At 73.6% G+C, this 20,229-nt stretch carries 17 protein-coding genes and 1 pseudogene; 8 read left to right on the top strand and 10 right to left on the bottom strand.

Annotated elements, in window-relative coordinates; translation table 11 throughout:
• Positions 1-2 precede the first annotated feature (2 nt).
• Positions 3-1,037: an ABC transporter ATP-binding protein gene (locus tag HUT18_RS13365; RefSeq protein ID WP_176104492.1), complete on the bottom strand. Its 1,035-nt coding sequence runs from the start codon at positions 1,035-1,037 to the stop codon at positions 3-5.
• Between the two features lie 374 nt (positions 1,038-1,411).
• Complete coding sequence (locus tag HUT18_RS13360) at positions 1,412-3,991, bottom strand: helicase C-terminal domain-containing protein (protein ID WP_254879000.1); 2,580 nt, start codon at positions 3,989-3,991, stop codon at positions 1,412-1,414.
• 288 nt (positions 3,992-4,279) lie between these two features.
• Here HUT18_RS13360 and HUT18_RS33740 point away from each other — a divergent pair.
• The 3 genes and pseudogenes from HUT18_RS33740 to HUT18_RS13350 all read left to right on the top strand — a co-directional run.
• Positions 4,280-4,504, top strand: a pseudogene (locus tag HUT18_RS33740) (hypothetical protein); the annotation flags it as partial.
• 249 nt (positions 4,505-4,753) lie between these two features.
• Positions 4,754-5,809 (top strand): hypothetical protein, encoded by a 1,056-nt coding sequence (locus tag HUT18_RS13355; RefSeq protein ID WP_176100722.1) that lies wholly within the window; start codon positions 4,754-4,756, stop codon positions 5,807-5,809.
• Between the two features lie 175 nt (positions 5,810-5,984).
• Entirely contained in the window at positions 5,985-6,623 is a 639-nt protein-coding gene (locus HUT18_RS13350) for an HAD family hydrolase (protein ID WP_176100720.1), read from the top strand.
• Positions 6,624-6,751: 128 nt separating this feature from the next.
• Here HUT18_RS13350 and HUT18_RS13345 read toward each other — a convergent pair whose 3' ends face one another.
• On the bottom strand, positions 6,752-6,973 hold the full coding sequence (locus tag HUT18_RS13345) for a hypothetical protein (protein ID WP_176104491.1): 222 nt from the start codon (positions 6,971-6,973) through the stop codon (positions 6,752-6,754).
• 270 nt (positions 6,974-7,243) lie between these two features.
• Between HUT18_RS13345 and HUT18_RS34185 the strand changes: the two genes are divergently transcribed.
• Positions 7,244-7,627, top strand: coding sequence for a cold-shock protein (locus tag HUT18_RS34185; protein ID WP_176100718.1), 384 nt, complete (start codon positions 7,244-7,246; stop codon positions 7,625-7,627).
• A gap of 226 nt (positions 7,628-7,853) precedes the next feature.
• Positions 7,854-8,783, top strand: a complete 930-nt coding sequence (locus HUT18_RS13335) for an aminoglycoside phosphotransferase family protein (RefSeq protein WP_176100716.1) — start codon at positions 7,854-7,856, stop codon at positions 8,781-8,783.
• Between the two features lie 64 nt (positions 8,784-8,847).
• Here the strand turns inward: HUT18_RS13335 and HUT18_RS13330 are convergent, their stop codons facing one another.
• The 4 genes from HUT18_RS13330 to HUT18_RS13315 all read right to left on the bottom strand — a co-directional run bounded on the left by HUT18_RS13330 (position 8,848) and on the right by HUT18_RS13315 (position 12,616).
• A complete protein-coding gene (locus HUT18_RS13330) occupies positions 8,848-9,681 on the bottom strand; it encodes a 1,4-dihydroxy-6-naphthoate synthase (protein ID WP_254878998.1) in 834 nt (277 codons plus the stop codon).
• 150 nt (positions 9,682-9,831) lie between these two features.
• Positions 9,832-10,665 carry a futalosine hydrolase gene (locus HUT18_RS13325; protein ID WP_254878577.1) on the bottom strand — a complete coding sequence of 278 codons (834 nt, stop codon included), beginning with the start codon at positions 10,663-10,665 and terminating at the stop codon, positions 9,832-9,834.
• Positions 10,635-11,138: a DUF2771 domain-containing protein gene (locus HUT18_RS13320; RefSeq protein ID WP_176100714.1), complete on the bottom strand. Its 504-nt coding sequence runs from the start codon at positions 11,136-11,138 to the stop codon at positions 10,635-10,637. The genes HUT18_RS13325 and HUT18_RS13320 overlap by 31 nt, the downstream gene beginning before the upstream one ends.
• 83 nt (positions 11,139-11,221) lie before the next feature.
• Complete coding sequence (locus HUT18_RS13315) at positions 11,222-12,616, bottom strand: MFS transporter (RefSeq protein WP_303246541.1); 1,395 nt, start codon at positions 12,614-12,616, stop codon at positions 11,222-11,224.
• Between the two features lie 351 nt (positions 12,617-12,967).
• Between HUT18_RS13315 and HUT18_RS13310 the strand changes: the two genes are divergently transcribed.
• Entirely contained in the window at positions 12,968-14,002 is a 1,035-nt protein-coding gene (locus tag HUT18_RS13310; protein WP_176100712.1) for a DUF3027 domain-containing protein, read from the top strand.
• 242 nt (positions 14,003-14,244) lie between these two features.
• Positions 14,245-17,736: a sacsin N-terminal ATP-binding-like domain-containing protein gene (locus HUT18_RS13305; protein ID WP_176100711.1), complete on the top strand. Its 3,492-nt coding sequence runs from the start codon at positions 14,245-14,247 to the stop codon at positions 17,734-17,736.
• A 37-nt stretch (positions 17,737-17,773) separates the two neighbouring features.
• Here HUT18_RS13305 and HUT18_RS13300 read toward each other — a convergent pair whose 3' ends face one another.
• Together HUT18_RS13300 and HUT18_RS13295 are read right to left on the bottom strand one after the other, a co-directional pair.
• Positions 17,774-18,025 carry a type II toxin-antitoxin system RelE/ParE family toxin gene (locus HUT18_RS13300; RefSeq protein WP_176100709.1) on the bottom strand — a complete coding sequence of 84 codons (252 nt, stop codon included), beginning with the start codon at positions 18,023-18,025 and terminating at the stop codon, positions 17,774-17,776.
• Positions 18,022-18,300 carry a type II toxin-antitoxin system Phd/YefM family antitoxin gene (locus tag HUT18_RS13295; protein ID WP_176100707.1) on the bottom strand — a complete coding sequence of 93 codons (279 nt, stop codon included), beginning with the start codon at positions 18,298-18,300 and terminating at the stop codon, positions 18,022-18,024. Before HUT18_RS13295 ends, HUT18_RS13300 begins: the two co-directional genes overlap by 4 nt.
• A 428-nt stretch (positions 18,301-18,728) precedes the next feature.
• On the opposite strand from HUT18_RS13295, the gene HUT18_RS13290 reads away from it, so the two are divergent.
• Complete coding sequence (locus HUT18_RS13290) at positions 18,729-19,238, top strand: GNAT family N-acetyltransferase (RefSeq protein WP_176100705.1); 510 nt, start codon at positions 18,729-18,731, stop codon at positions 19,236-19,238.
• A 143-nt stretch (positions 19,239-19,381) separates the two neighbouring features.
• On the opposite strand, the gene HUT18_RS13285 is transcribed toward HUT18_RS13290, so the two are convergent.
• On the bottom strand, positions 19,382-20,116 hold the full coding sequence (locus tag HUT18_RS13285; RefSeq protein ID WP_176100703.1) for a 1,4-alpha-glucan branching protein: 735 nt from the start codon (positions 20,114-20,116) through the stop codon (positions 19,382-19,384).
• Between the last annotated feature and the right edge of the window lie 113 nt (positions 20,117-20,229).

Raw genomic sequence — 20,229 nt, 5'->3', positions numbered from 1 at the left:
GATCAGAACTTCCTTCCGGTGTGCTGCGGCGCGCCCTGCGGGGCTGCTCCGCCGTGCTGCTGCGGTCCGTTCGCCTGTGCCCAGCCGGGGCGCGGCGCCGAGGAGGCGTGGTACTCCACGGATTCCGCGGTGAGTTGCATGAAGGCTTCCTCCAAGGAGGCCTTCTGCGGGCTGAGTTCGTGCAGGACGACGTGGTGTCCGGCGGCGATCTCCCCGAGCCGCTCGACCGCGACCCCGTCGACCTCCAGCGCGCCGTCACCGGCCGGCTGGGCGTGGATGCCCGCCTGGTGCAGGACGTCGCGCAGCTGCTCCTGCTGCGGCGAGCGCAGGCGTACGTAGGAGCGGGAGTTCTGGCGGATGAACTCGGCCATGGAGGTGTCGGCGAGCAGGCGGCCCTGGCCGATGACGACGAGGTGGTCGGCGGTCAGTGCCATCTCGCTCATCAGGTGGGAGGAGACGAAGACGGTACGGCCTTGTGCGGCAAGGGACTTCATCAGGTTGCGGATCCAGTGGATGCCCTCGGGGTCCAGTCCGTTGACCGGCTCGTCGAACATCAGGATCCGCGGATCGCCGAGCAGCGCGCCCGCGATCCCGAGCCGCTGGCCCATGCCCAGCGAGAAGCCCTTCGACTTCTTCTTGGCCACCGCCGTCAGGCCGACCGTGTCGATGACCTCGTCCACCCGCGACCGCGGGATGCCGTTGCTCTGGGCCAGGCACAGCAAGTGGTTGTACGCGCTGCGGCCGCCGTGCATCGCCTTGGCGTCCAGGAGCGCGCCGATGTACTTCAGCGGGTCCTTCAGGAGCGGGTACGGCTTGCCGTCGATCCGGACGCCGCCCGCGGTGGGACGGTCCAGTCCGAGCATCATGCGCATCGTGGTGGACTTGCCCGCGCCGTTGGGGCCCAGGAAGCCGGTGACGATGCCGGGACGCACCGTGAAGCTCAGATTGTCGACGACGGTCTTCTCGCCGTAGCGCTTGGTCAGACCGTCGATCTCGATCGAACGGCCCTCGATCCGGTTGCCGCCGGTCAGGACCATGGTCGAGCCGTCGGTCTGGGGCGCTGCTGTCTGCGGCGGTGCGGTCTGCGGCCGGGCTGCCTGCGGCGGCTGTCCGTACTGCGGCTGTGCGGTGGCCGTACCGCTGCTCGGGGGGTGGGGGATGGACACGGGAAGTACCTCATCGCTCGGGAGTGCCTCACTGCTTCGACACTCCCAGCCGGGGAGGGCCCCGGGCGTCCCGCTGAGGTCTGCGAATCTCCTCCCTCGTAGGTGGGAGGACGCGGACGAAAGTCGCACGGGAGAGGTGGGCGGGGGCCGGGAAATCGCCGGTGACCTGCGGTGGAGCAGGGTCGTAGCCCGAGGTGGACGTCGGGCGCGGGGATCGCCCCGGTCGGCCTGGTCGAGCCGCGGGGTCAGCCCCCGGCGAGCTCCGCGACCCCGGTGATGCGGTGCAGCGGGTACGTCCGTACCTCGTCGGCGGTGTGGTCGAAGGCCGTGACGAAGCCGCCCTCGACGCGGATCGGGGCGATCACCCGCTGGCTCGCGGTGCCCTCGGCGTTGACGTACCCGATCCACAGCGCTTCGTTGGTGAGCACCGCCGCCTGCATGGTGGCCAGGGTCTCCGCCGAGCTGGTGCGCGGGAGCTCGCCGGACTGCTCGGGCACCTCGCGGCGCGGGACGGTGGCGGCGAGGTCGCCCGCGCGGATGGCGCGTACGGCGGCCCGCAGCAGGGTGGCGTCCGGCAGCGGCGGGCCCTCCGGCACCGGTTCCGGCGGGGTGCGCGGGCCGGTGCGGTGCGAGTCGGCGCGGCTGACCAGGACATCGCCCTCGGGGGACTCGGCGGCCGGGGCGAAGCCCATCGACCGCAGCCCTTCGAGCAGGGTGGCCGGGTCGGTCTGCGCGACGAGCACGGTCGGCGCGAGCCGCCGCAGCCGCAGTGCCTGGCTGCGGCGGTCGGCGATGATCTCGCCGAGTACGGACTCGTCGTCGCAGCGTACGTACGCCGAGGCGGCGCCGATCCGCAGGTGGCCGTGGCGGCGGGCGACGTCGTCGATCAGATACGCCAGCGGCTGCGGCACCGGGGTGCGCGAGTGCGCGGCGAGGAAGGCGTGCAGTTCGGCGGCGGCGTGCCCGGCGTCCAGGGCGCGGCGCACCGAGCCCGGGGTGAAGCGGTAGACGGTGGCGCCGCCCTTGGACTCGACGTCGGCCAGCACGCTCAGCGTGTGGGCGAGCGGCCGCCGCAGCGGGCCGGGCGCGACGGCGGTCAGGTCCGCCTGGAGCAGTACTTCGTCGACGGGCTCCGGCAGCAGCGGCGCGAGCAGCCGGGCCGCACGGTCCGCCGCCACGGCCGCCGAGACCGCGCTCACGACGCCCGAACCCGTCGCCTCTTCGCGGCTTCGGGCCGGTCCCCTGCCCTCGCCCACGAGCAGTTCCCTGCCGTGCGCGGACAGGGCGCCCCGCCCGGTCACACCGAGGAGTTCGGCCTCCTGGAGGGTCCAGCGGGCGAGCCGGGAGCGCAGATCGTCCTGGCGGGTGCGTGACTCGTCCGGCGCGCCGGGGTCCGCGTGGAGCGCTGTGTCCGTACGGTCCGCCGCGTCCGTACGGCCCGTCTGTTCGGTGCGGCCCTCGCCCGCGCCCCGGCCCGGGGTGGCCGCGCCGCGCAGGGGGCGCTCCCAGGCGAGGCGGGCGAGCACCGACTCCGGTGCGGGGGCGGTGCCTTCGGGCAGGGCGGCCAGCAACTCCAGTACGCGGTGGCGTACTTCGGGCGCCGCCGAGCGGTCCAGGCCCGGGCCGAGCGCCGACAGGGTGCGGTCCTTGGCGTCCCGTCCGCCGACCAGGCCCGGCGCACGGGTGGCCGTCAGCCAGGCGGCGACCAGGGCGGACCAGCGGGCGGAGTCGGGCAGTTCACGCCATTCGTCGTAGGCGGGGGTGGCCGCGAAACGTTCGTCGGCTTCGCCGTCGGAGGCCAACAGGCCCGCGCAGAAGGCGAGTTCGACCCAGAAGGCGGCCAACTGCTCGGTGACGTCCAGGGCGTTGGCGGTGCGCTTGAGGTCGCGCACGCTCAGTCCGCCCGCGCGCAGTACCGAGGGGCCGCCCTCGTCCCAGTCGCGCAGCAGTTCCTCGACGGTGGCCAGCGCCGTCTGCGCCTGCCCGGCGGCCGTCGCGTCCACCACCCGCGCGCCGTACGTACCGACCGCGGCGGGCTCGGGCGGCTCGGGGTCGGTGGCGCGGTGCGCCCGGCCCGCGCGCAGATGCAGGGCGGCCTCGCGGGGCAGCACCACGGTGCCCGGTGATGGGGGTCCCCCCGGACGAAGTCTGGGGGAGGGCAGCAGCAGTCCGCGGTCGAGCAGCCAGCGCAGATGGGCGGCCGGTTCCGCGGTGACCTTGCCGTAGGGCGGGCCCCAGGTGAGCCGCTGCAGTACCTCGTGCGCGGCCGCCGGGGCGTCGGCGAGCAGGGCGGCCATCCGCCCGGGGTCGGTGAACAGTCCGGTGAGCGCGGCCGTGGCGGACACCGAGTCGTGCGTACGCGCGAGCCCGGCCGCGGTCACGATCTCCTGCACCCGGCCCGGCGACATCCCGGCGGCCGCCTCGGCGACGGTCGGCCCGAGCCCGGTCGGGGAGGGGTGCTGCGGGCTGGGCGCGAGCAGTTCGCGCGCCGTGCGGACCAGGCGGAGCCGGTCCGGCTCACCCCAGACCAGTGCCTGCTCGCGCAGCGTGCCGAGCGCACGCGGCAGCGCCTTCGCCACCCGCTGATCCGGTTCGCTGCCCGCCATCAGACCGAGCAGTTCCTCGTACGTGGCCGGGTCGGGGGCGACCGCCAGGGCCTCGGCGGTCTGCAGGGCGAACCGGTCCAGGCGCTCCACCGCGCGGACCACGGAGGCACGGGTGCCCGCCCGTCCGGCGAGCTGGCTCATGTCGCCCGGCACGGGCGAGAGCAGATCGGGGCGGGCGCGCAGAAGTGCGGCCAGGGCGGCGTCGTCGTGTGCGCGCAGGGACTGGGCGAGCGAGCGGGGCGCGCCGCTGCCCGCCGCGTCCTCGTACCCCTCGGGGACGGCGGACCCGGCCGCCGGTACGTCACTGCTCACTCGGCCCACCGTAGCGGGTGCCGGTGACACGTGGGGGCGCACGCGGGCAGGTGTGTGCGCCCCCACGTGCGGGCGCGGTACGCACGGAGCCCGGCTCCGGCGCGGTACCGTCGGTCGGCGGGGAATGCCAACGCACGCGCCCCCAAGGGGACTTCGAGGGGCCCGGAGGGACTTCGTGGGGATCGGAGGGACTTCGTGGGGATCGAGAGCGATCAGCTCGTCTTCGACTATCTGAGCCGGGTCGGCGACCTGGCCCAGCAGCGGCAACTGCCGTCGGCCGACCGGATGCGGCTGGTCTCCGGCCTGCGCACCGAGATCGAACGCAGCCGCGCGAGAACCTCCGAGGACAACCCGGCGGCGGTCCGCCGGTTGTTGGCCCGGCTTGGTGATCCGGATGATCTGGTTTCGGCGGCGGGGGGTGGGGGCGGGTCCGGTTCCGGTTCCGGTTCCGACTCCGGGTTCGGTTCCGGGTCTGGTTCCGGTTCGGGGGCTGATTACGGTTCTGGTTTTGGGCGGGATTCCGGGGGCGGTGCTGGTAGTGCTTACGAGGATGGTGATGGCTCGGGTTCCGGAAGGGGCTCCGGAACTGGCTCCGGTTCGGGTTCTGGATCCGGTTCCGGTTCCGGTTCTGGGCGGGGTGGGCGCGGTGGTGTGTCGGCGGGTGCCGCCGTGCCCGTGCAGCGCGTGGGTGACGGGGGCGGAGGCGGAGGCGGCGTAGGCGGCGGAGGTCGCAGCGGATTCACCGAGACGTCGAGCCCCCGGCGCTCGCTGCTCGACGGGCTGAGCGGGCTGGCCGGGCTCGGCGGCAAGAACGGGCTCGGCGGGCTGAGCGGACTCGGTGCGCTGGGCCGGGTGCGGGGCAACGACGAGGACGGGACCGGGCCGGGCGGCAAGGGCAAAGGCAAGGGCAGGGACCGGGGCGGCGACGGGCGGCCGGACGAGGACTCCTCACAGGGGCCGCACGGCTCGCACGGAGCACAGGAACCGCAGGAACCGCACGGGTTGCTGCCGCGCGGACTGCGCCGTCGTGCGCCCCGTCCGCGTACCGGCTCCGACGACGGTGTCCACATTGCCCAGCCACTCTCGGACGTGCCCTCGCCGCCGCATCTGGCGGGCCTCGACGAGATCGGTCGCGGCGGGCCCGAGCCCGACTGGTGGCGGGTCGACGGCAACCCCCTCGGGCCGGGGGAGCGGGTGCCCGGCTTCGTCGGCGGGATCGAGATCCCCGAGATACTGAAGCCGCCGCCGCAGAAGGCCGACCTGTCCAAGGGCGACGCGGGCAAGGCCGCCGGGTCGGCGCCCGTCGAGGACGAGGCCGCGGACGACGAGGCCGACGCGGACGACGGTGAGGAGGCAGGCTCCCGGCGCCGGATGCGGCTGCCGGTGGGCGGCTGGCGCAACCCGCTGCTGCTGCTCGCCGCCGCCACGCTGTTCGCGGGCGCGGTGGCCGGTGAGCCCGTCGCCCTCGGCGTGGGCTGGCTCCTTGTCTGGCTCTCGCGGAAGCTGACCCGGGCCGAGGCGAAGGCCGCGGTCCTCGTCCTGCCCGGCCTCAGCCTCGCGGGCGGCTGCGTCTGGCTGTGGGGCCGGTCCCGGGGCCGCTGGGGCGAGGCCATCGCGGAAGGCCAGATGAGCGACGCGATCGCCGAGACCTGGCCGTGGGTGCTGCGGGCCGCCGCGATCACCTCCGCACTCTTCGTCGTGTGGCGGTCGCAGCGCGGGAAGTGAGCGGGAGGGGCGGGGGTGGGGCGAGCCACCGGTACTCACGACCCACCGGAACCCGCAAGCGAGCGCAAGCAGCAAGCAAGCGGAAGATGAACCCCGGCAGACGCGTCCCGTACCGGCGGGTGGCTGCGGCCCCCCGGTCGATCCGCCCCCGTCCCCGCTCGGCAGAATCGGCCCCATGGCTACCCCCAGCTACGCCGCTGCCTCTTCCGTCGCCCCCACTGTCGGCTTCGACCTCGACATGACCCTGGTCGACACCCGGCCGGGCATCCACGCGACCTACCGTGCCCTCTCCGCGGAGACCGGCACCTACATCGACGCCGACCTCGCGGTCAGCCGCCTCGGCCCGCCGCTGGAACAGGAACTCGCGCACTGGTTCCCCGACGAGGCCATCAAGGAGACCGCCGACCGCTACCGCGCGATCTACCCGGAGACCGCGATCGCCACCAGCAAGGCGCTGCCGGGCGCGCAGGAGGCGTTGGCCGCCGTACGAGAGCGGGGCGGGCGCGCGATCGTGGTGACCGCCAAGTCCCAGCCGCTCGCCGAGCTGCACCTGACCCACCTCGGCCTGGAGCCCGACGCGCTGATCGGCTGGCTGTGGGCGGAGGCGAAGTCGGTGGCGCTGCGCGAGCACGGGGCCACGGTGTACGTGGGCGATCACACCGCCGACGTACGCGGCGCGCACACCGCGGGCGCGCTGGCCGTCTCGGTGCCGACGGGGCCGTGCAGCCCCGCGGAGCTGCGGGCCGAGGGCGCCGACGTACTGCTCGACGACCTGACCGGCTTCCCGCAGTGGTTCGCCGGGTACACGGGCTGAGCCGCCCCGCCGCCGCGCTGGTTCCGCTGCTGCCCGCCGCCCGACGACTGCCTGCCCGGCGGCGTCCTTACTGTCAGCCGCCTACTGCACGACTTCCAGCCGTCCCCGCCGCCCTGCTGTCCGTCGCCCTACCGTCCGGCGCGCGCCTCCCGCGCGGTGCGGGCCGCGCGGCGCTGGGCGGAGATCGACTGGATCAGGCCGATGCCGGAGATCAGGAAGCCGACGCCCATGAGCATGCTGAGCAGGAACATGAACGTGGGGAACGGTGTGGTGTCCAGGAGCAGGGGGACCACGGTGACGACAGTGGCGATCATGCCCACGGCGAAGACGGCCGCTCCGATGCGTACCAGCTTCTCGCCGGGGCCGACGTCGCCGTCCGTGGCGTCGCCTGGGCCGCCCGTGGAGTTGTCCGGGGATGTGTCCGTGGTTTTGTCTCGCACCGGACCAGGGTAGTTCCCAGCCCGGAGGAAGAAACCGGCGGCGTCCCGCCGTCGGCTCGGGGATCATTGTTTTCCGGTTCCCGGCGGGCCCCGTGGCCCGCTCTCCTGCTCTCCGGGCACCTTTTGCACGGCCGACAACGGCACAGACGAACATCGAGTACGAAGACGAGGACTGACTTCATGCCCACCGGCAAGGTCAAATGGTTCAACAGCGAGAAGGGCTTCGGCTTTCTCTCCCGCGACGACGGCGGCGACGTCTTCGTGCACTCCTCCGTACTCCCCGACGACGTAGACAGCCTGAAGCCGGGCCAGCGCGTCGAGTTCGGTGTGGTCGCGGGCCAGCGCGGGGACCAGGCGCTTTCGGTGACGCTGCTCGACCCGGCGCCCTCGGTCGCCGCGGCCCAGCGCCGTAAGCCCGACGAACTCGCCTCCATCGTGCAGGACTTGACCACCCTCCTCGAGAACATCACTCCCTCGCTCGAGAAGGGCCGCTACCCGGACAAGGCCGCCGGAAAACAGATCGCCGGTCTGCTGCGCGCGGTCGCCGACCAACTGGACGTCTGACCCACGGACTTCCGGCGCTACGGCGCGAGGCGCTACAGACGTCCGCTCACTTCGGCTCCGGCGTACGAGAGCGGTCAACAGGGTTCAGAGAACGACCTGTTGACCGTTCTCGTCGCGATGTCGCGGCTCAAGTCCCGTACACGGGCGCCCACATGCCCGCGTACGAGGCGGCCCGTGCGGAGAATCTCCGTTGCCGCTGTGACGTGCGGCGCTCTAGCGTGCGCGCATGCTGCCCCTGGTGGAGACCGACGAACAGCGGGACACCGTCGTCCCGGACGAAGCCGTGATGCGCCCCGGCGTCGCGGACCTCTGTGCCCGGCTCGGGCTCGGCGGCCGACCGCTGGTGCGGTTCCCGGAGGGCTCCCAGCCGGTCTACGCGGTGGGCGACGACGACGTACTGAAGCTCTTCCCGGCCGCGGCGGCGCAGGACGGCGTGGCCGAGGCCTCGATGCTCGGCCACCTCGGGGGCAGGCTGCCCGTCGCGACACCCGAACTGCGGGGCGCGGGTACGTACGAGAACGGCTGGCGTTACGTATGGATGTCCCGGCTGCGCGGCGAGGGCCTGGCCACCGCCTGGGACGGACTCGGGCGCGCCGCACGCGAGCGGGTCGTGACCGAGGCCGGTCAGACCCTCGCCGCGTTGCACGCTCTGGATCCCGCCCCGCTCGCCGACCTCCTCGGCCCGGGGGACTGGGGCGGTTTCGTGGCGCGGCAGCGGGCGGGCGCCGTCGCACAGCAGCGGGAGCGGAAACTGCCGGAGTCCTGGGTGGAGCAGATCCCCGCGTTCCTGGACGGCGTCGAACTGCCGGTGGAGACGCGGCCCTGTCTGCTGCACACCGAGTTCATGAGCCAGCATCTGCTGATCGACCCGGCGGACCGCCGTCTGACCGGCCTCTTCGACTTCGAGCCCGCCATGATCGGCGACCGGGCCTACGACTTCGTCGCCGTCGGCCTCTTCGTCACCCGCGGCGACCCGGCCCTGCTCGCCCGCCTCTGCCGCGCCTACGGCCGCGGCTTCGAGCCCGCGCACCTTCTCGCGTACACCCTGCTGCACGTGTACAGCAATCTGCCCTGGTACCTCCGCGAACTGCCCGCACCGCCGCGGCAGACCCTGACCGCCCTGGCCGACACCTGGTTCGCGGCGGCCGACGGCTGATCCGCGCCGGGTCCGCCGCGGGCCCGCCTGCCTACACGCCCGTGCGCCCGCAAGCCCGCCCAGCTCAGGGAAAGTCCAGTGCCCCCGGAGCCAGCGCCGGAACCAGACCCTCGGCCGCCGCGCGGGTCAGCAGCCCGCGCACGGCGGCGTACCCGTCCTCGCCGAGCCCGGCGGTGAACTCGTTGACGTACAGGCCGATGTGCTGGTCCGCCACGGCCGGGTCCATCTCCTGGGCGTGGGCGCGCACATACGGGCGGGAGGCCTCGGGGTCGTCCCAGGCGGCGCGTACCGAGCGGCGGGCCGCGTCGGCGAGCAGCCGCAGGCGTTCGGCGCCGAGGGAGCGCTTGGCGATGATGGCGCCGAGCGGGATGGGCAGCCGGGTCGTGGACTCCCAGTGCTCGCCCATGTCGGCGAGCCGGTGCAGTCCGTAGTTCCGGTAGGTGAAGCGGGCCTCGTGGATGACCAGACCGGCGTCGACCTCTCCGCTCCGCACCGCGGGCATGATCCGGTCGAAGGGCATCACGACGATCTCGCCGACCCCGCCCGGCACCTGCTCCGCGGCCCACAGCCGGAACAGCAGATACGCCGTCGACCGCTCGCTCGGCACCGCGATCCGCCGCCCCGTCAGGGACACCCCCGGCTCGCTCGTGAGCACCAGCGGACCGCACCCGCGACCGAGCGCGCCGCCGCAGGGCAGCAGCGCGTAGGTGTCGAGTACGTACGGCAGGACGGCGTACGAGACCTTCAGTACGTCGAGTTCGCCGCGCTCGGCCATACCGTTGGTGATGTCGATGTCCGCGAAGGTGACATCGAGCGCGGGCGCGCCGATCAGCCTGCCGTGCGCCCAGGCGTCGAACACGAAGGTGTCGTTCGGACAGGGCGAGTAGGCGATCCGCAGGGGCTCACCGCCCGGCCGCTCCGCCTCGCCGCGCTGCGTCACGTCCACCCGCGCCACCTCACTCACGGCCTTGCCTTCCCGTCGTCCCGTTTCCCCGAGCCCTGACCCGAGTCCCCGAGCCCTGATCGTCCCCGAGCCCACGCCGCCCGCTCACGCCTCCGAGCCCTCTCCTTGCCAACTCTCCAGCACCTGCGGGAATTTCCGGAATCCGGCGGTCAGTGCCGCGAACGCCTCCCCGAGCCGCCAGGCCTCCCGGTCGCGCGGCCCGACCGGGTTGGACACGGCCCGGACCTCCAGTACGGGACAGCCGTGCGCGGCGGCCGCCTCGGCCACCCCGAAGCCCTCCATCGCCTCGGCCACCGCCCGCGGGTGCCGGGCCCGCAGCTCGGCGGTGCGGGCGGCGGATCCGGTCACCGTGGAGACGGTGAGCACTTCGCCGGTGACACAGTCCAGGGCCGCGGCGAGGGCTCCCGCGAGGGACTCGGGGCAGTGGTGGGTCACCGTGCCGAAGCCGAGCGCGGTGACCGGCAGGAAACCGTCCGCGCTGCCGGGGGCCTCGGCACCCAGGTCGGCCACGGTGATCCGGTCGGCGACCACCAGCGCACCGACCGGCGCCCCGGGCGCGAAGCCGCCGCCGATGCCCGTACTGACCACCAGGTCGTACGGCTCACCCGCCAGCGTCGCGGCCGTCAGCGCGGTCGCCGTGGCGGCGGCCGCCCGGGCCGGGCCGACCCCGGCGGCGAGCAGATCGAAGCAGGTGGCGGCGGGAGCCGCCGCATCCGTCGTAGCGGCCACCACCCGATGCACATCCGTCGTGCCGACAACCATCCGATGCAACTGCGCCCCGGGCAGACGTACCTGCCGGGGGCGGTCGGTGGCCGGGAACGCGCGCGCCACCGCGTCCCGCTCCTGCGGGACGGCGGTGGCGATCAGTACGCGCCGGGCGGCGGAGGTCAGGAGTCCTTCTTGAGCTTGAAGGACCACAGGCCGTGGACGTCCTTGCCGCTGCCCTCGGCGATGCTGATGGTGATGTCGTCGCCCTTGATGCCGAGCTGCGGGTTGAAGAACGCGCTGCCCGGAAGGGTCATGTACGTCTTCTTGCTGGGGTTGGTCGCGGGCTGACCGTTCAGCAGGATGACCCAGCCCTCGTCCGCGATCTTCTTGTCCACCCCGAAGCGCACGGTCTCGTCGGGGTCGACGCTGATCGACTCGATGTCCTTGTCGTCCTGAAGGCAGTCCTGGATCTCGGTCGCCTTGAGGGGCTTGTCCTCGTCGTAGCAGGACGCCTCGGAGTTGACCGAGTCGGTCCCCACCGTGATGGTGACGACCGGCGTCGGCTTGTCGCACGCCGACAGGGCGAGCAGCCCGGCGCTCACAGCGCCGAGGACGGCGACCGCGCGACGGCGGTGGGCCGGGGCAGAGGTGACGTGCGGCTCGGCCGCGGGCAGGGAGGTCATGCGCGAAGGCTATCTTCGCGCCAACCTCCGGAGCCACGTGGGGTGCGGCGTGCCGCCCTCCGGTATCGCGGGCGTGGCCCAAATCAGGCCAGGCGGGCGCGTTTCGGTCCGTGCCGTGCGGCGGTGAGCAGTCCGCGCAGGGTCGTCAGCCAGCCAAGGGCGACGATCGAGGCGGCCACCGACATGCCCAGCGAACCGACCAGCGGCAGGGCGATACCGATCGCGCCGCCGAGCACCCAGGACACCTGGAGCAGGGTCTCGGAACGTGCGAAGGCCGAGGTGCGCACCTGCTCGGGGACGTCCCGCTGGATCAGCGCGTCCAGCGACAGCTTGGCGAGCGCCTGCGCGAAACCGGCGCAGGCGCCGAGGGCGGCCACCCCGACCGCGCCGAAGAACACCGCCGCGCAGACGGCGATCCCGCACACGACCCCGACCACGGTCACGATGATGATCTCCGGCCCGCGCGCCTTCAGCCAGGCACCCACCGCCGTACCCAGGGCGTTGCCGGTGCCCGCCGCGACGCCCACTATCCCCAGCGAGACCGCGGCGCTCTGCCCCGCCAGCGGCTCCTCGCGCAGCAGGAACGCCAGGAAGAAGATGAGGAATCCGGACAGGCCGCGCAGCGAGGCGTTCGCGCCGAGCGCGTGGGTGACGGACGGTCCGACGGTACGCAGTCCCGGCTTGCGGTCCTTGCGCTCCTTCTTCGTCCTCGGCCGGTGCAGATGCTCCTCGTCGGCCGCGAGCAGGGCCTTGGCCTCTCCGCGGGCCGAGTCGACCTTCGGCGGCATCGACAGCGAGAGGAACATGCCCGTGACGAACAGGACGAACGCCCCGTACAACGGCCACTGCGGCCCGATCTGGTGCAGCCCCGCCGCGGCCGGAGCCGCCACCGCGGTCGCGAGCAGCCCGCCGAGCGTCACCCGTGAATTGGCTTTGACCAGCGAGAAGTTCGGCGGCAGCAGACGCGGTACGACGGCACTGCGCACCACCCCGTACGCCTTGGAGGACACCAGCACGCCGAGCGCCGCCGGATACAACTCCAGGCCGCCGGTCGCCACCGCGCCGGAGAGCAACAGCGCGAGCAGCGCGCGGGCCAGCATGGAACCGGCCATCGCGGCCCGGCGACCGTGCGGGAGCCGGTCGAGCAGCGGGCCGATCACCGGGGCGAGCAGGGTGAACGGCGCCATGGTGATCGCGAGATAGAGGGCGACCCGGCCGCGCGCCTCGTCGGTGGGCACCGAGAAGAACACGGTCGAGGCGAGGGCCACGGTGACCATGACGTCCCCGGCGCCGTTCACCGCGTGCAGCTCGATCAGCTTGCCGAGCCCCGACTCGCCGGCCCCGTGCGCGTGCGTGGCCCGGCGGATCTGCCGCGCCGTACCGGTGAAGGGCCGGTGCAGGGCACGGCCCACCGCGCGGAGGGCCCGTCGCACGGGTCCCGGTCCGCCGAGTGCCTCGGTCGTCCTGGCAGCTGCCACTCGGCAATAGTGCACTGTCCCCGAGCCGCCGACAGCCGCCCGCGCCGTGCTTTCACCGCTCCTGGCGAGGGCGCCGCCGAGGTGGGCTGGTGCGCGTCAAGCCGCCGAGAGGGTAGCGTGCCCTGATGAGTGAGTCCGCCGACCCGCGTGACCCACTCGTCATGACCCACTCGTTCATGTGCTCGTGGCGGTTCCCTCCGGCCGCGCGCCCCGACGCTCTCCCGCAGAATGGAGAACGTAGGCGCGCCCGTGGCCTGGGTCCGGACGTCGACGCGGCCCACCGGTCCGCTCCGTTCGATCCCGCCTCCGCCGGGCGCACCCGAAAGACGGCGTAGGAGAGAAGCGATACCTGTGAGCGCAGCGACAATGCGAAGCCGCACCCCCGACCGCCTCTGCGCCGAGGCCGTCGACATGGCCAGGGCGGCGGCCGAGGAGGCGGCGGCACCGGGCACGGTCGGCGAGCACGTCGAGGCCTTGTCCGAGGGCGACCGGGTGGTCACCCACCTCTTCGAGTGCACCGAGTTCGGCTACCGCGGCTGGCGCTGGGCCGTCACCGTCGCCCGCGCCTCCCGCGCCAAGCTGGTCACCCTCGACGAAACCGTCCTGCTGCCGGGCCCGGACGCCCTGCTCGCCCCGCAGTGGGTGCCCTGGAGCGAGCGCCTGCGCCCCGGCGACCTCGGCCCCGGCGACCTGCTCCCCACCGAGGCCGACGACCTCCGCCTGGAGCCGGGCTGGAGCGACGAGGACAGCCCGCCGCCGAACTCGGTACTGGCGGAGGAGTCCGTCGACCGCGCGGCGGGTGCGGCGCGGGCCCCCGAGACCGTAGTGGCTGTGTCCGAAGCCGCTGCCTCCAAGGCCGCTGCCTCCGAAGCGGCTGTCTCCGAGGAGATGGCGGAGCTCGCGGAGGCGGAGGACGCCGACGTCACCCCGGGGCCGGCGGCCGGTCTCGGCGCCGCCGGCGGCACCACGCGCGGCGCCATCAGCGAGGTCGCCCAGGAACTCGGCATGGGCCGGGCCCGGGTGCTCTCCCGGTACGGGCTGCACACCGCCGCCGACCGCTGGGAGGAGTCCTACGGCCCCGCGTCCGCGATGGCACAGGCGGCACCGGCGGCCTGTATCTCCTGCGGCTTCCTGGTACCGGTGGCCGGTTCGCTGCGGCAGGCCTTCGGCGTCTGCTCCAACGAGTTCTCCCCGGCCGACGGCCGTGTGGTCTCCCTTTCCTACGGCTGTGGCGGCCACTCCGAGGCCGCCGTCATGCCCAAACCCCTGCGCCCCGCCCCGCCGGTCATCGACGAGACCCGCGTCGATCCCCTGCCGCTGCGCCCCGCCCCGGATTCGGGCTCGGTGCTGACGGAGGAGCCGACGGAGGAGTTCGGGCACTCCTGAGCCCTCGAAGTTCGGGCACTCCTGAAACCCCGAGGAGTTCGGGCACGCCTGAGGCAGTGGGCGGTCGGGCCCTCCAGGGCCCCCAACTTCTCCTCACCACCCGAGGATTCAACTCCACGCCAGCCGTCCTTCCCCCCGCTCACCCCGGCCGCGTACGGGGATGTCCGCGGCGCGCGGTACCTTCGGCCCTGTGCGCGGCAAGCGGTCGTGTGCGGCGGTGGCGCCGAAGGATGGAGAGACCCGTGAACAGGTTCGTGCGGCCGGCCCCCGAAGGGGCGGACCCGTTCGGTACCGCGCGGTTGCGGCGCGGGGTGCTCGACGCGTGGGTGGCCAGCGCCGCCCGGCTGCGTGAGGACGCCAACGCCGAGGAGGACCTGGCCCTCGGCGGCTACCGCGACCGGCTCGTCGTCGAACTCGCCCAGAACGCCGCCGACGCCGCCGCGCGCGCGGGTGTGCCCGGCCGGCTGCGCCTGACCCTGCGCGAGAAGGTGCTGGCCGTCGCCAACACCGGGGCGCCCCTGGACGCCGCGGGCGCCGAGTCGCTGTCCACCCTGAGGGCCTCCGCCAAGCGCGAGGAGGACGATGCCGCGGGCCGTACGGTCGGCCGCTTCGGCGTCGGCTTCGCCGCGGTGCTCGCGGTCAGCGACGAACCGGCCGTCCTCGGCCGTCACGGCGGTGTGCGCTGGTCCCTGTCCGAGGCCCGCGAACTCGCCGCCGAGGCCGCGACCGCGAGCCCCGCCCTCGCCGACGAACTCCGCCGCCGCGACGGCCATCTCCCGCTCCTGCGGCTGCCGTTCGCGGCCGAGGGCAGCGCCCCGGAGTCGTACGAGACCGTGGTGGTACTGCCGCTGCGCGACGCCGCAGCCGAGGACCTCGTCCAGCGACTGCTCGACGGCGTGGACGCGGCCCTGCTGCTCACCCTGCCCGGCCTGGACGAGGTGGTCGTCGAGACCGACGAGGGCGTACGGACACTGCGGCGCGTGCCGCCCGCCGGTACGACGGCCGCCGCAGCGACCACCCAAGCGCCCACCGAACCGGCCGCCGAAGCGACCGCCGCCGCGCCCGCCGACGGCTCCGGCTCGCAGGTCACCACCGACGCCTCGGGCTCACTGGTCACCGTCGAGGACACCCGTGACGGCACCAGCCGCTGGCGGTACCTCAGCCGTGGCGGCGCGCTGGACGTCGCGCTGCTCGCGGACCGGCCGGTGGAGGAACGGCTGCGCCCGTACTGGTCGTTGACCTGGGCGGTGCCGGTGGACGAGGAGGGCGCGCCGCTGCCGCCGCGTACGGCGCCGGTGGTGCACGCGCCGACGCCCAGCGACGAACCGCTCGGCGTCCCCGCCCTGTTGATCGCCTCGCTCCCGCTCGACCCGACCCGCCGCCACGCCGCCCCCGGCCCGCTCACCGACTTCCTCGTGGAGCGCGCCGCCGACGCCTACGCCGAACTCCTCGCCGCCTGGCGCCCGGTGGGCCCCGGCCTCATCGACCTGGTGCCCGGCCCGCTGGGCCGCAGCGCCCTCGACGGCGCGCTGCGACAGGGCATCCTCGACCGTCTCCCGCGTACCGCGTTCCTGCCGCCCGCCCTGGAGTTCACGACCCGGACGGCCGGAGAGGCGGAGCCCGCCGCCGACACCTCCGCGATGTCCGTGCTCTCCGCTCTCTCCGAGACCTCCGACGCCTCCGCGCAGGCGTCCCCCGAGGCGCTGCGTCCGCGCGACGCCGAGGTGGTGGAGGGCGCGGGCGCCGAGACGGTACGGGTGCTCGCCGAGGTGCTGCCCAATCTGCTGCCCGCCGGTCTCGAACGGCGCGGCGAGCTGCGGGCGCTCGGTGTGAGCCGGGTGCCGCTGACCGAGGCCATCGACCGGCTGACCGGTGTGGACCGCGACCCGTCGTGGTGGTGGCGCCTGTACGACAGCCTCGCCGGGGTGGACCCGGACCGGCTCACCGGTCTTCCGGTGCCGCTCGCCGACGACGGCCGTGGTGCGTACGAGCCGGGCGCGGGAGCCGAGCCGGGCGCGCAGCGCATCGAGCCGGGAGCCGGAGAGCCGGGAGCCGACGTTCCCGGTGCCGAACTCCCGGGCGCCGCCGCCCCGTTGGACTTCGGCCCGCCCGCCCGTCGCCGTACCGCGATCGGGCCCCGCCACATCCTGCTGCCCGCCGACACGGTGGGCACCGTCACCGCCGGGGCGCTGTCGCGGCTCGGTCTCAAGGTCGCCCACCCGGACGCCGCGCACCCGCTCCTGGAGAAGCTCGGCGCGCTGCCCGCCTCGCCGCGAGCGGTCCTGACGACGCCGCAGGTACGGGCCGCCGTCGCCGCCTCGCTCGACGACGACGGTGTGGGTGTGGGTGCCGGCATCGGCTGGGACGACGACACCGCCCTCGGCGCCGAGGAACTCGCCGAGATCGTCCTCGGCCTGGTCCGGGACGCCGAACTGGAACCGGGCGCCGAACCCTGGCTGGGCGCGCTGGCCCTGCCCGACGAGGACGGCGAACTGGCCCCCGCCGGTGAACTCGTCCTGCCCGACAGCCCGTTCGCGCGCGTGATGCGCGAGGGCGAACTGGCCCTGGTGGACGCCGAATGGGCCGGGCGCTGGGGCGAGCAGCCGCTGGCCGGTGTCGGCGTACTGGCCGACTTCGTCCTGGTACGCGCCACCGATGTGGTGCTCGACCCGGACGAACTGGAGCCCCGCGAGGGCGACTTCGCCGAATCCGACGACGCCGGACTGCTCGACGTCGTGGACGTCTGGTGCGAGGACGTGCTCGACCAACTGCCCGAGACGCCGGTACCCCCGGTGGCCACCGAACTGATCGCGGTACGCGACCTCGACGTGGTCGACGACGACCGCTGGCCCGAGGCCCTCGCCCTGCTCTCCCGCCCGCCGCTGCGCGACGCGCTCACCCAGCAGGTCACGGTGCTGCTCCCGGACGGCACCACCGAGACGGTGCGCCCGTACACGGCCTGGTGGCTGCGCGGTCATCCGGTGCTCGACGGCCGCCGCCCCGCCGGGCTGCGCGCCGAGGGCTCCGACCCGCTCCTCGCCGGTCTGTACGACCCCGCCGACGCCACCGGCTTCGACGACGCCCAGGTCCTGCGCGCCCTCGGCGTACGCACCTCGGTGCCCGCCCTGCTCTCCGAACCGGGCGGCGCCGCCGAACTCCTGGACCGCCTCGCCGACCCCGACCGCCCGGTCACCGCTTCCCAACTGCACGCGCTCTACAGCGAGTTGGCCGAGCTCGACCCGGAGCAGGTCACGCTGCCCGACGAACTGCGCGCGGTACGCGACGGCGAGGTGATCGTGGTCGACGCCGCCGACGCCCAGGTGGCCGACGCCCCCGACCTGCTGCCCTTCGCCACCGGCCGCCCCCTGCTCCCGGTCCGCCCCGACCGCGCCGCCGAACTCGCCGAGCTGTTCCAGGTCCCCCGCCTCGGCGAATCCGCCCCCACCACGGTGCCGGACGGCGGCGTGGTCCATCCGGTGCCCGAGTCGGTCCGTACGCTGCTGGGCCCGGCGACCCCCGAGACGTACACCGAGTACGAGGAACTCCTCGTCGACGGCACCGAGTTGGACTGGCGCCGCACCCCCGACGGCACCGTCCACGCGGCCACCCTGGAGGGCGTCGCGGCGGGCCTGGCCTGGGCGGCCGGCCAGTGGCCGCGCCGCTTCGAGGTGGCGGCCCTGCTTGAGGACCCGTCGCGTACGGGGGAGTTGGCGCGGGATCGGTGGTTCGACTGAGAGAGGCGAGGGCCGTGCGCCGAATCGGGGTGGCCGCTCAGGGGACCTTGCCCACGTGCTCGATCGAGATCACCACGGGCGTGCCGTTCCGGACCTGGTAGAGGACGCGGTAGACGCCTACGTGGATGCGGAAGTACCCACTTCCGTACGGGGCCGACCCCGGAGGCCGGGGGTCACCGCGCAGCAGGTTGATCGAGTCCAGTACTTGATCAACTCCGGCGCGGTCGTTCTTCCGGTACTCCCTCAACTTCTGCCGGGCAGGGGCTTGGAATACGACCTCCGCGCTCACGCCGCTCCCTGCTGACCGTCGACATCCTGGGCGGCGAGCTCGTTCAGGAACTCCTCCTGGGTGAGTACCGGTTCCGGTTGTCCCAGTGCCTCGTTGAGGCGATTTTGGGCAATGGCCAAGTCGTCCTCGAGATCGGCCAGCTCCTGCGGACTGATCAGGATGGCCACCACCGTGCCCTCATCGGTGATCGCCGTGCGCTCCAGGCTGGTAGCGGCTTTGCGGCACAGGCTGTCCAGTCTTTCCCGGGCTTCGGCGATCCCCAAGATGTCAGTCATGAAAGAAGTGTATTCAGCGCCCCTTTTGCCTGATCGTTGCTGCGGTGAAGCGGTCACCCACAGGGGTGTCCCGGCGGGTTCCGGGTTGACCGCCGTGCGGCTTTCGGACCGGTGAGGCGTCGGCTCCGGAAGCCGCCGAGCCATTCCCGCGCGACACCGGAGGACTGTCCGCGCTACCGTGACCCCTGTTCGTGTCCTGCCGAGGACACCCGAGTGGAAGCCATGGAGGAGGTGGGGTTGATGACCGCGCGCAGGGCCGCTGCCGCAGGCGACGCCCGGACCCCTCTCGGCTCCGGAGGCGTTCGCCCGTAACGGGCCGTGGCCTGACTCCGTTCTGAATTCCGCCCGCTGGAGCGGCGCGCTCGTGCGCCCGCTCGCCGGCGGTGTCCGGCACCCATCACGCACACCAGAAACGGATCACTGTCGCGATGACCATCACGTGGCACACCCGCGCCGAGACCGGCGCCGACATCCCCGCCGTCCGTGAGATCAACCTCGGGGCCTTCGAGACCCCGCTGGAGGCGGACCTCGTCGACACCCTGCGGACCGACCCCGCCTGGATCGACGGACTCTCCCTCGTCAGCACCGACGAGAACGGCCGACCCGTCGGCTACGCCCTGCTCACCCGCTGCCACATCGGCAGCACCCCGGCACTGTGCCTGGGCCCCTGCGCGGTACTCCCCGAGTACCAGCGCACGGGCGCCGGTTCGGCCGCCGTCCGCGCCGCCCTCGCCGCGGCCACCGAGCAGGGCGAGCGATACGTCGTCGTCCTCGGTCACCCGCCGTACTACCCCCGGTTCGGCTTCACCCGCGCCTCGCGGTACGGCATCGGCCTGACCATCGACGTCCCCGACGAGGCGCTGATGGCCCTCGCCCTGGACAAGCGGTATCCGCTGCCGGGCGGGACGGTGCGGTATGCGGCGCCGTTCGGGGTCTGAGCGGGGCGAACCGGTAGCGCTGTAGGGCCTTGAGGCTTTCGGGTTGAGGCCTTGGGCTTCAGGGCTGTGGCGGTCGTACGGTCGTGGTGAATCAACTCCCCACGACCGTACGACTGTTGTCCGTACAGCCGACCGGTCAGTGACTACCCCCGCACCTCCGCGTACCGCCCCCGCACCGTCGCCCCGTCCGCCAGCTCCCAGCCCGCGGTGACGACTCCGAGCAGTGCCGAACCGGCCGCGGGAGTCGCGGACTCGGTGGCCGGAGCCCCATCCGTACCGGCGTGCAGGACGCGGGCGAAGTGCAGCGTCAACTCACTTGCTTCGGCGTCCGGTTCGCCCGGTTCAGCAGGGTCGGGGACCGTGCGGATCACCGCGTCCGTGCCGTCGGTGGAGTCCGTGACCGAGAGCACCGTGGGCAGCGGCGGCTTGTCGTCGGTGCCGGTGGTGAGGGTGGGGCCCATCCAGTGGGCGTGGACGGTGGGGTCGAGGGTGTCGCTCACGCTCTGGGCCTGGGCGGGGACGCGGCCGAGGGCGAAGGCCAGCAACTGGCCGAGCAGGACCGGGTCGTGGGCGCCGTCGTAGATCCAGCGGGTGCCGAGGACGCCGTGCTCGGAGGTGCCGATCAGCGCGGTGTCGGCGCCCTCCAGTGGGGCGCTGCGGTAGGTGAACGGGACCAAGAGGGCGGGCGCGCCCGGGGCGGCGGCGTCGCGGACCACCATGAACTCGATGCCGACCTCGTCCGTCGGGTCGTCCAGCCGGAAGCCGCCCGCCTTCACCGGCTCGGGGGAGGTGCCCGCGTACCAGCTCCGGGTGGGCAGCCAGGACGTCAGCAGCTCCAGCTTGGTGGGCGACATGGTGGTGTGGTGGATGACCGCCATCGAGGTCGGGTCCCTTCGGGTTGCCGTGGACGTACGCACCGGTCGGACGTGTGCGACCGGTCGGGGCCGCGCACGTACGTATCCGCGCACGTCCCCGAGAACAGGTGCCTGAC

This window comes from Streptomyces sp. NA04227 (assembly GCF_013364195.1).
Taxonomy (GTDB): domain Bacteria; phylum Actinomycetota; class Actinomycetes; order Streptomycetales; family Streptomycetaceae; genus Streptomyces.
This window is presented reverse-complemented; position numbering and strand designations above follow the sequence as displayed.

Excerpts from the sequence above, each read along its gene's own strand:
- HUT18_RS13365 (WP_176104492.1), bottom strand. The coding sequence starts at position 1,037 with ATGGTCCTGACCGGCGGCAACCGGATCGAGGGCCGTTCGATCGAGATC.
- HUT18_RS13350 (WP_176100720.1), top strand. The coding sequence starts at position 5,985 with ATGGCTACCCCCAGCTACGCCGCTGCCTCTTCCGTCGCCCCCACTGTC.
- HUT18_RS34185 (WP_176100718.1), top strand. The coding sequence starts at position 7,244 with ATGCCCACCGGCAAGGTCAAATGGTTCAACAGCGAGAAGGGCTTCGGC.
- HUT18_RS13335 (WP_176100716.1), top strand. The coding sequence starts at position 7,854 with ATGCTGCCCCTGGTGGAGACCGACGAACAGCGGGACACCGTCGTCCCG.
- HUT18_RS13320 (WP_176100714.1), bottom strand. The coding sequence starts at position 11,138 with ATGACCTCCCTGCCCGCGGCCGAGCCGCACGTCACCTCTGCCCCGGCC.
- HUT18_RS13295 (WP_176100707.1), bottom strand. The coding sequence starts at position 18,300 with ATGACTGACATCTTGGGGATCGCCGAAGCCCGGGAAAGACTGGACAGC.
- HUT18_RS13290 (WP_176100705.1), top strand. The coding sequence starts at position 18,729 with ATGACCATCACGTGGCACACCCGCGCCGAGACCGGCGCCGACATCCCC.
- HUT18_RS13285 (WP_176100703.1), bottom strand. The coding sequence starts at position 20,116 with ATGGCGGTCATCCACCACACCACCATGTCGCCCACCAAGCTGGAGCTG.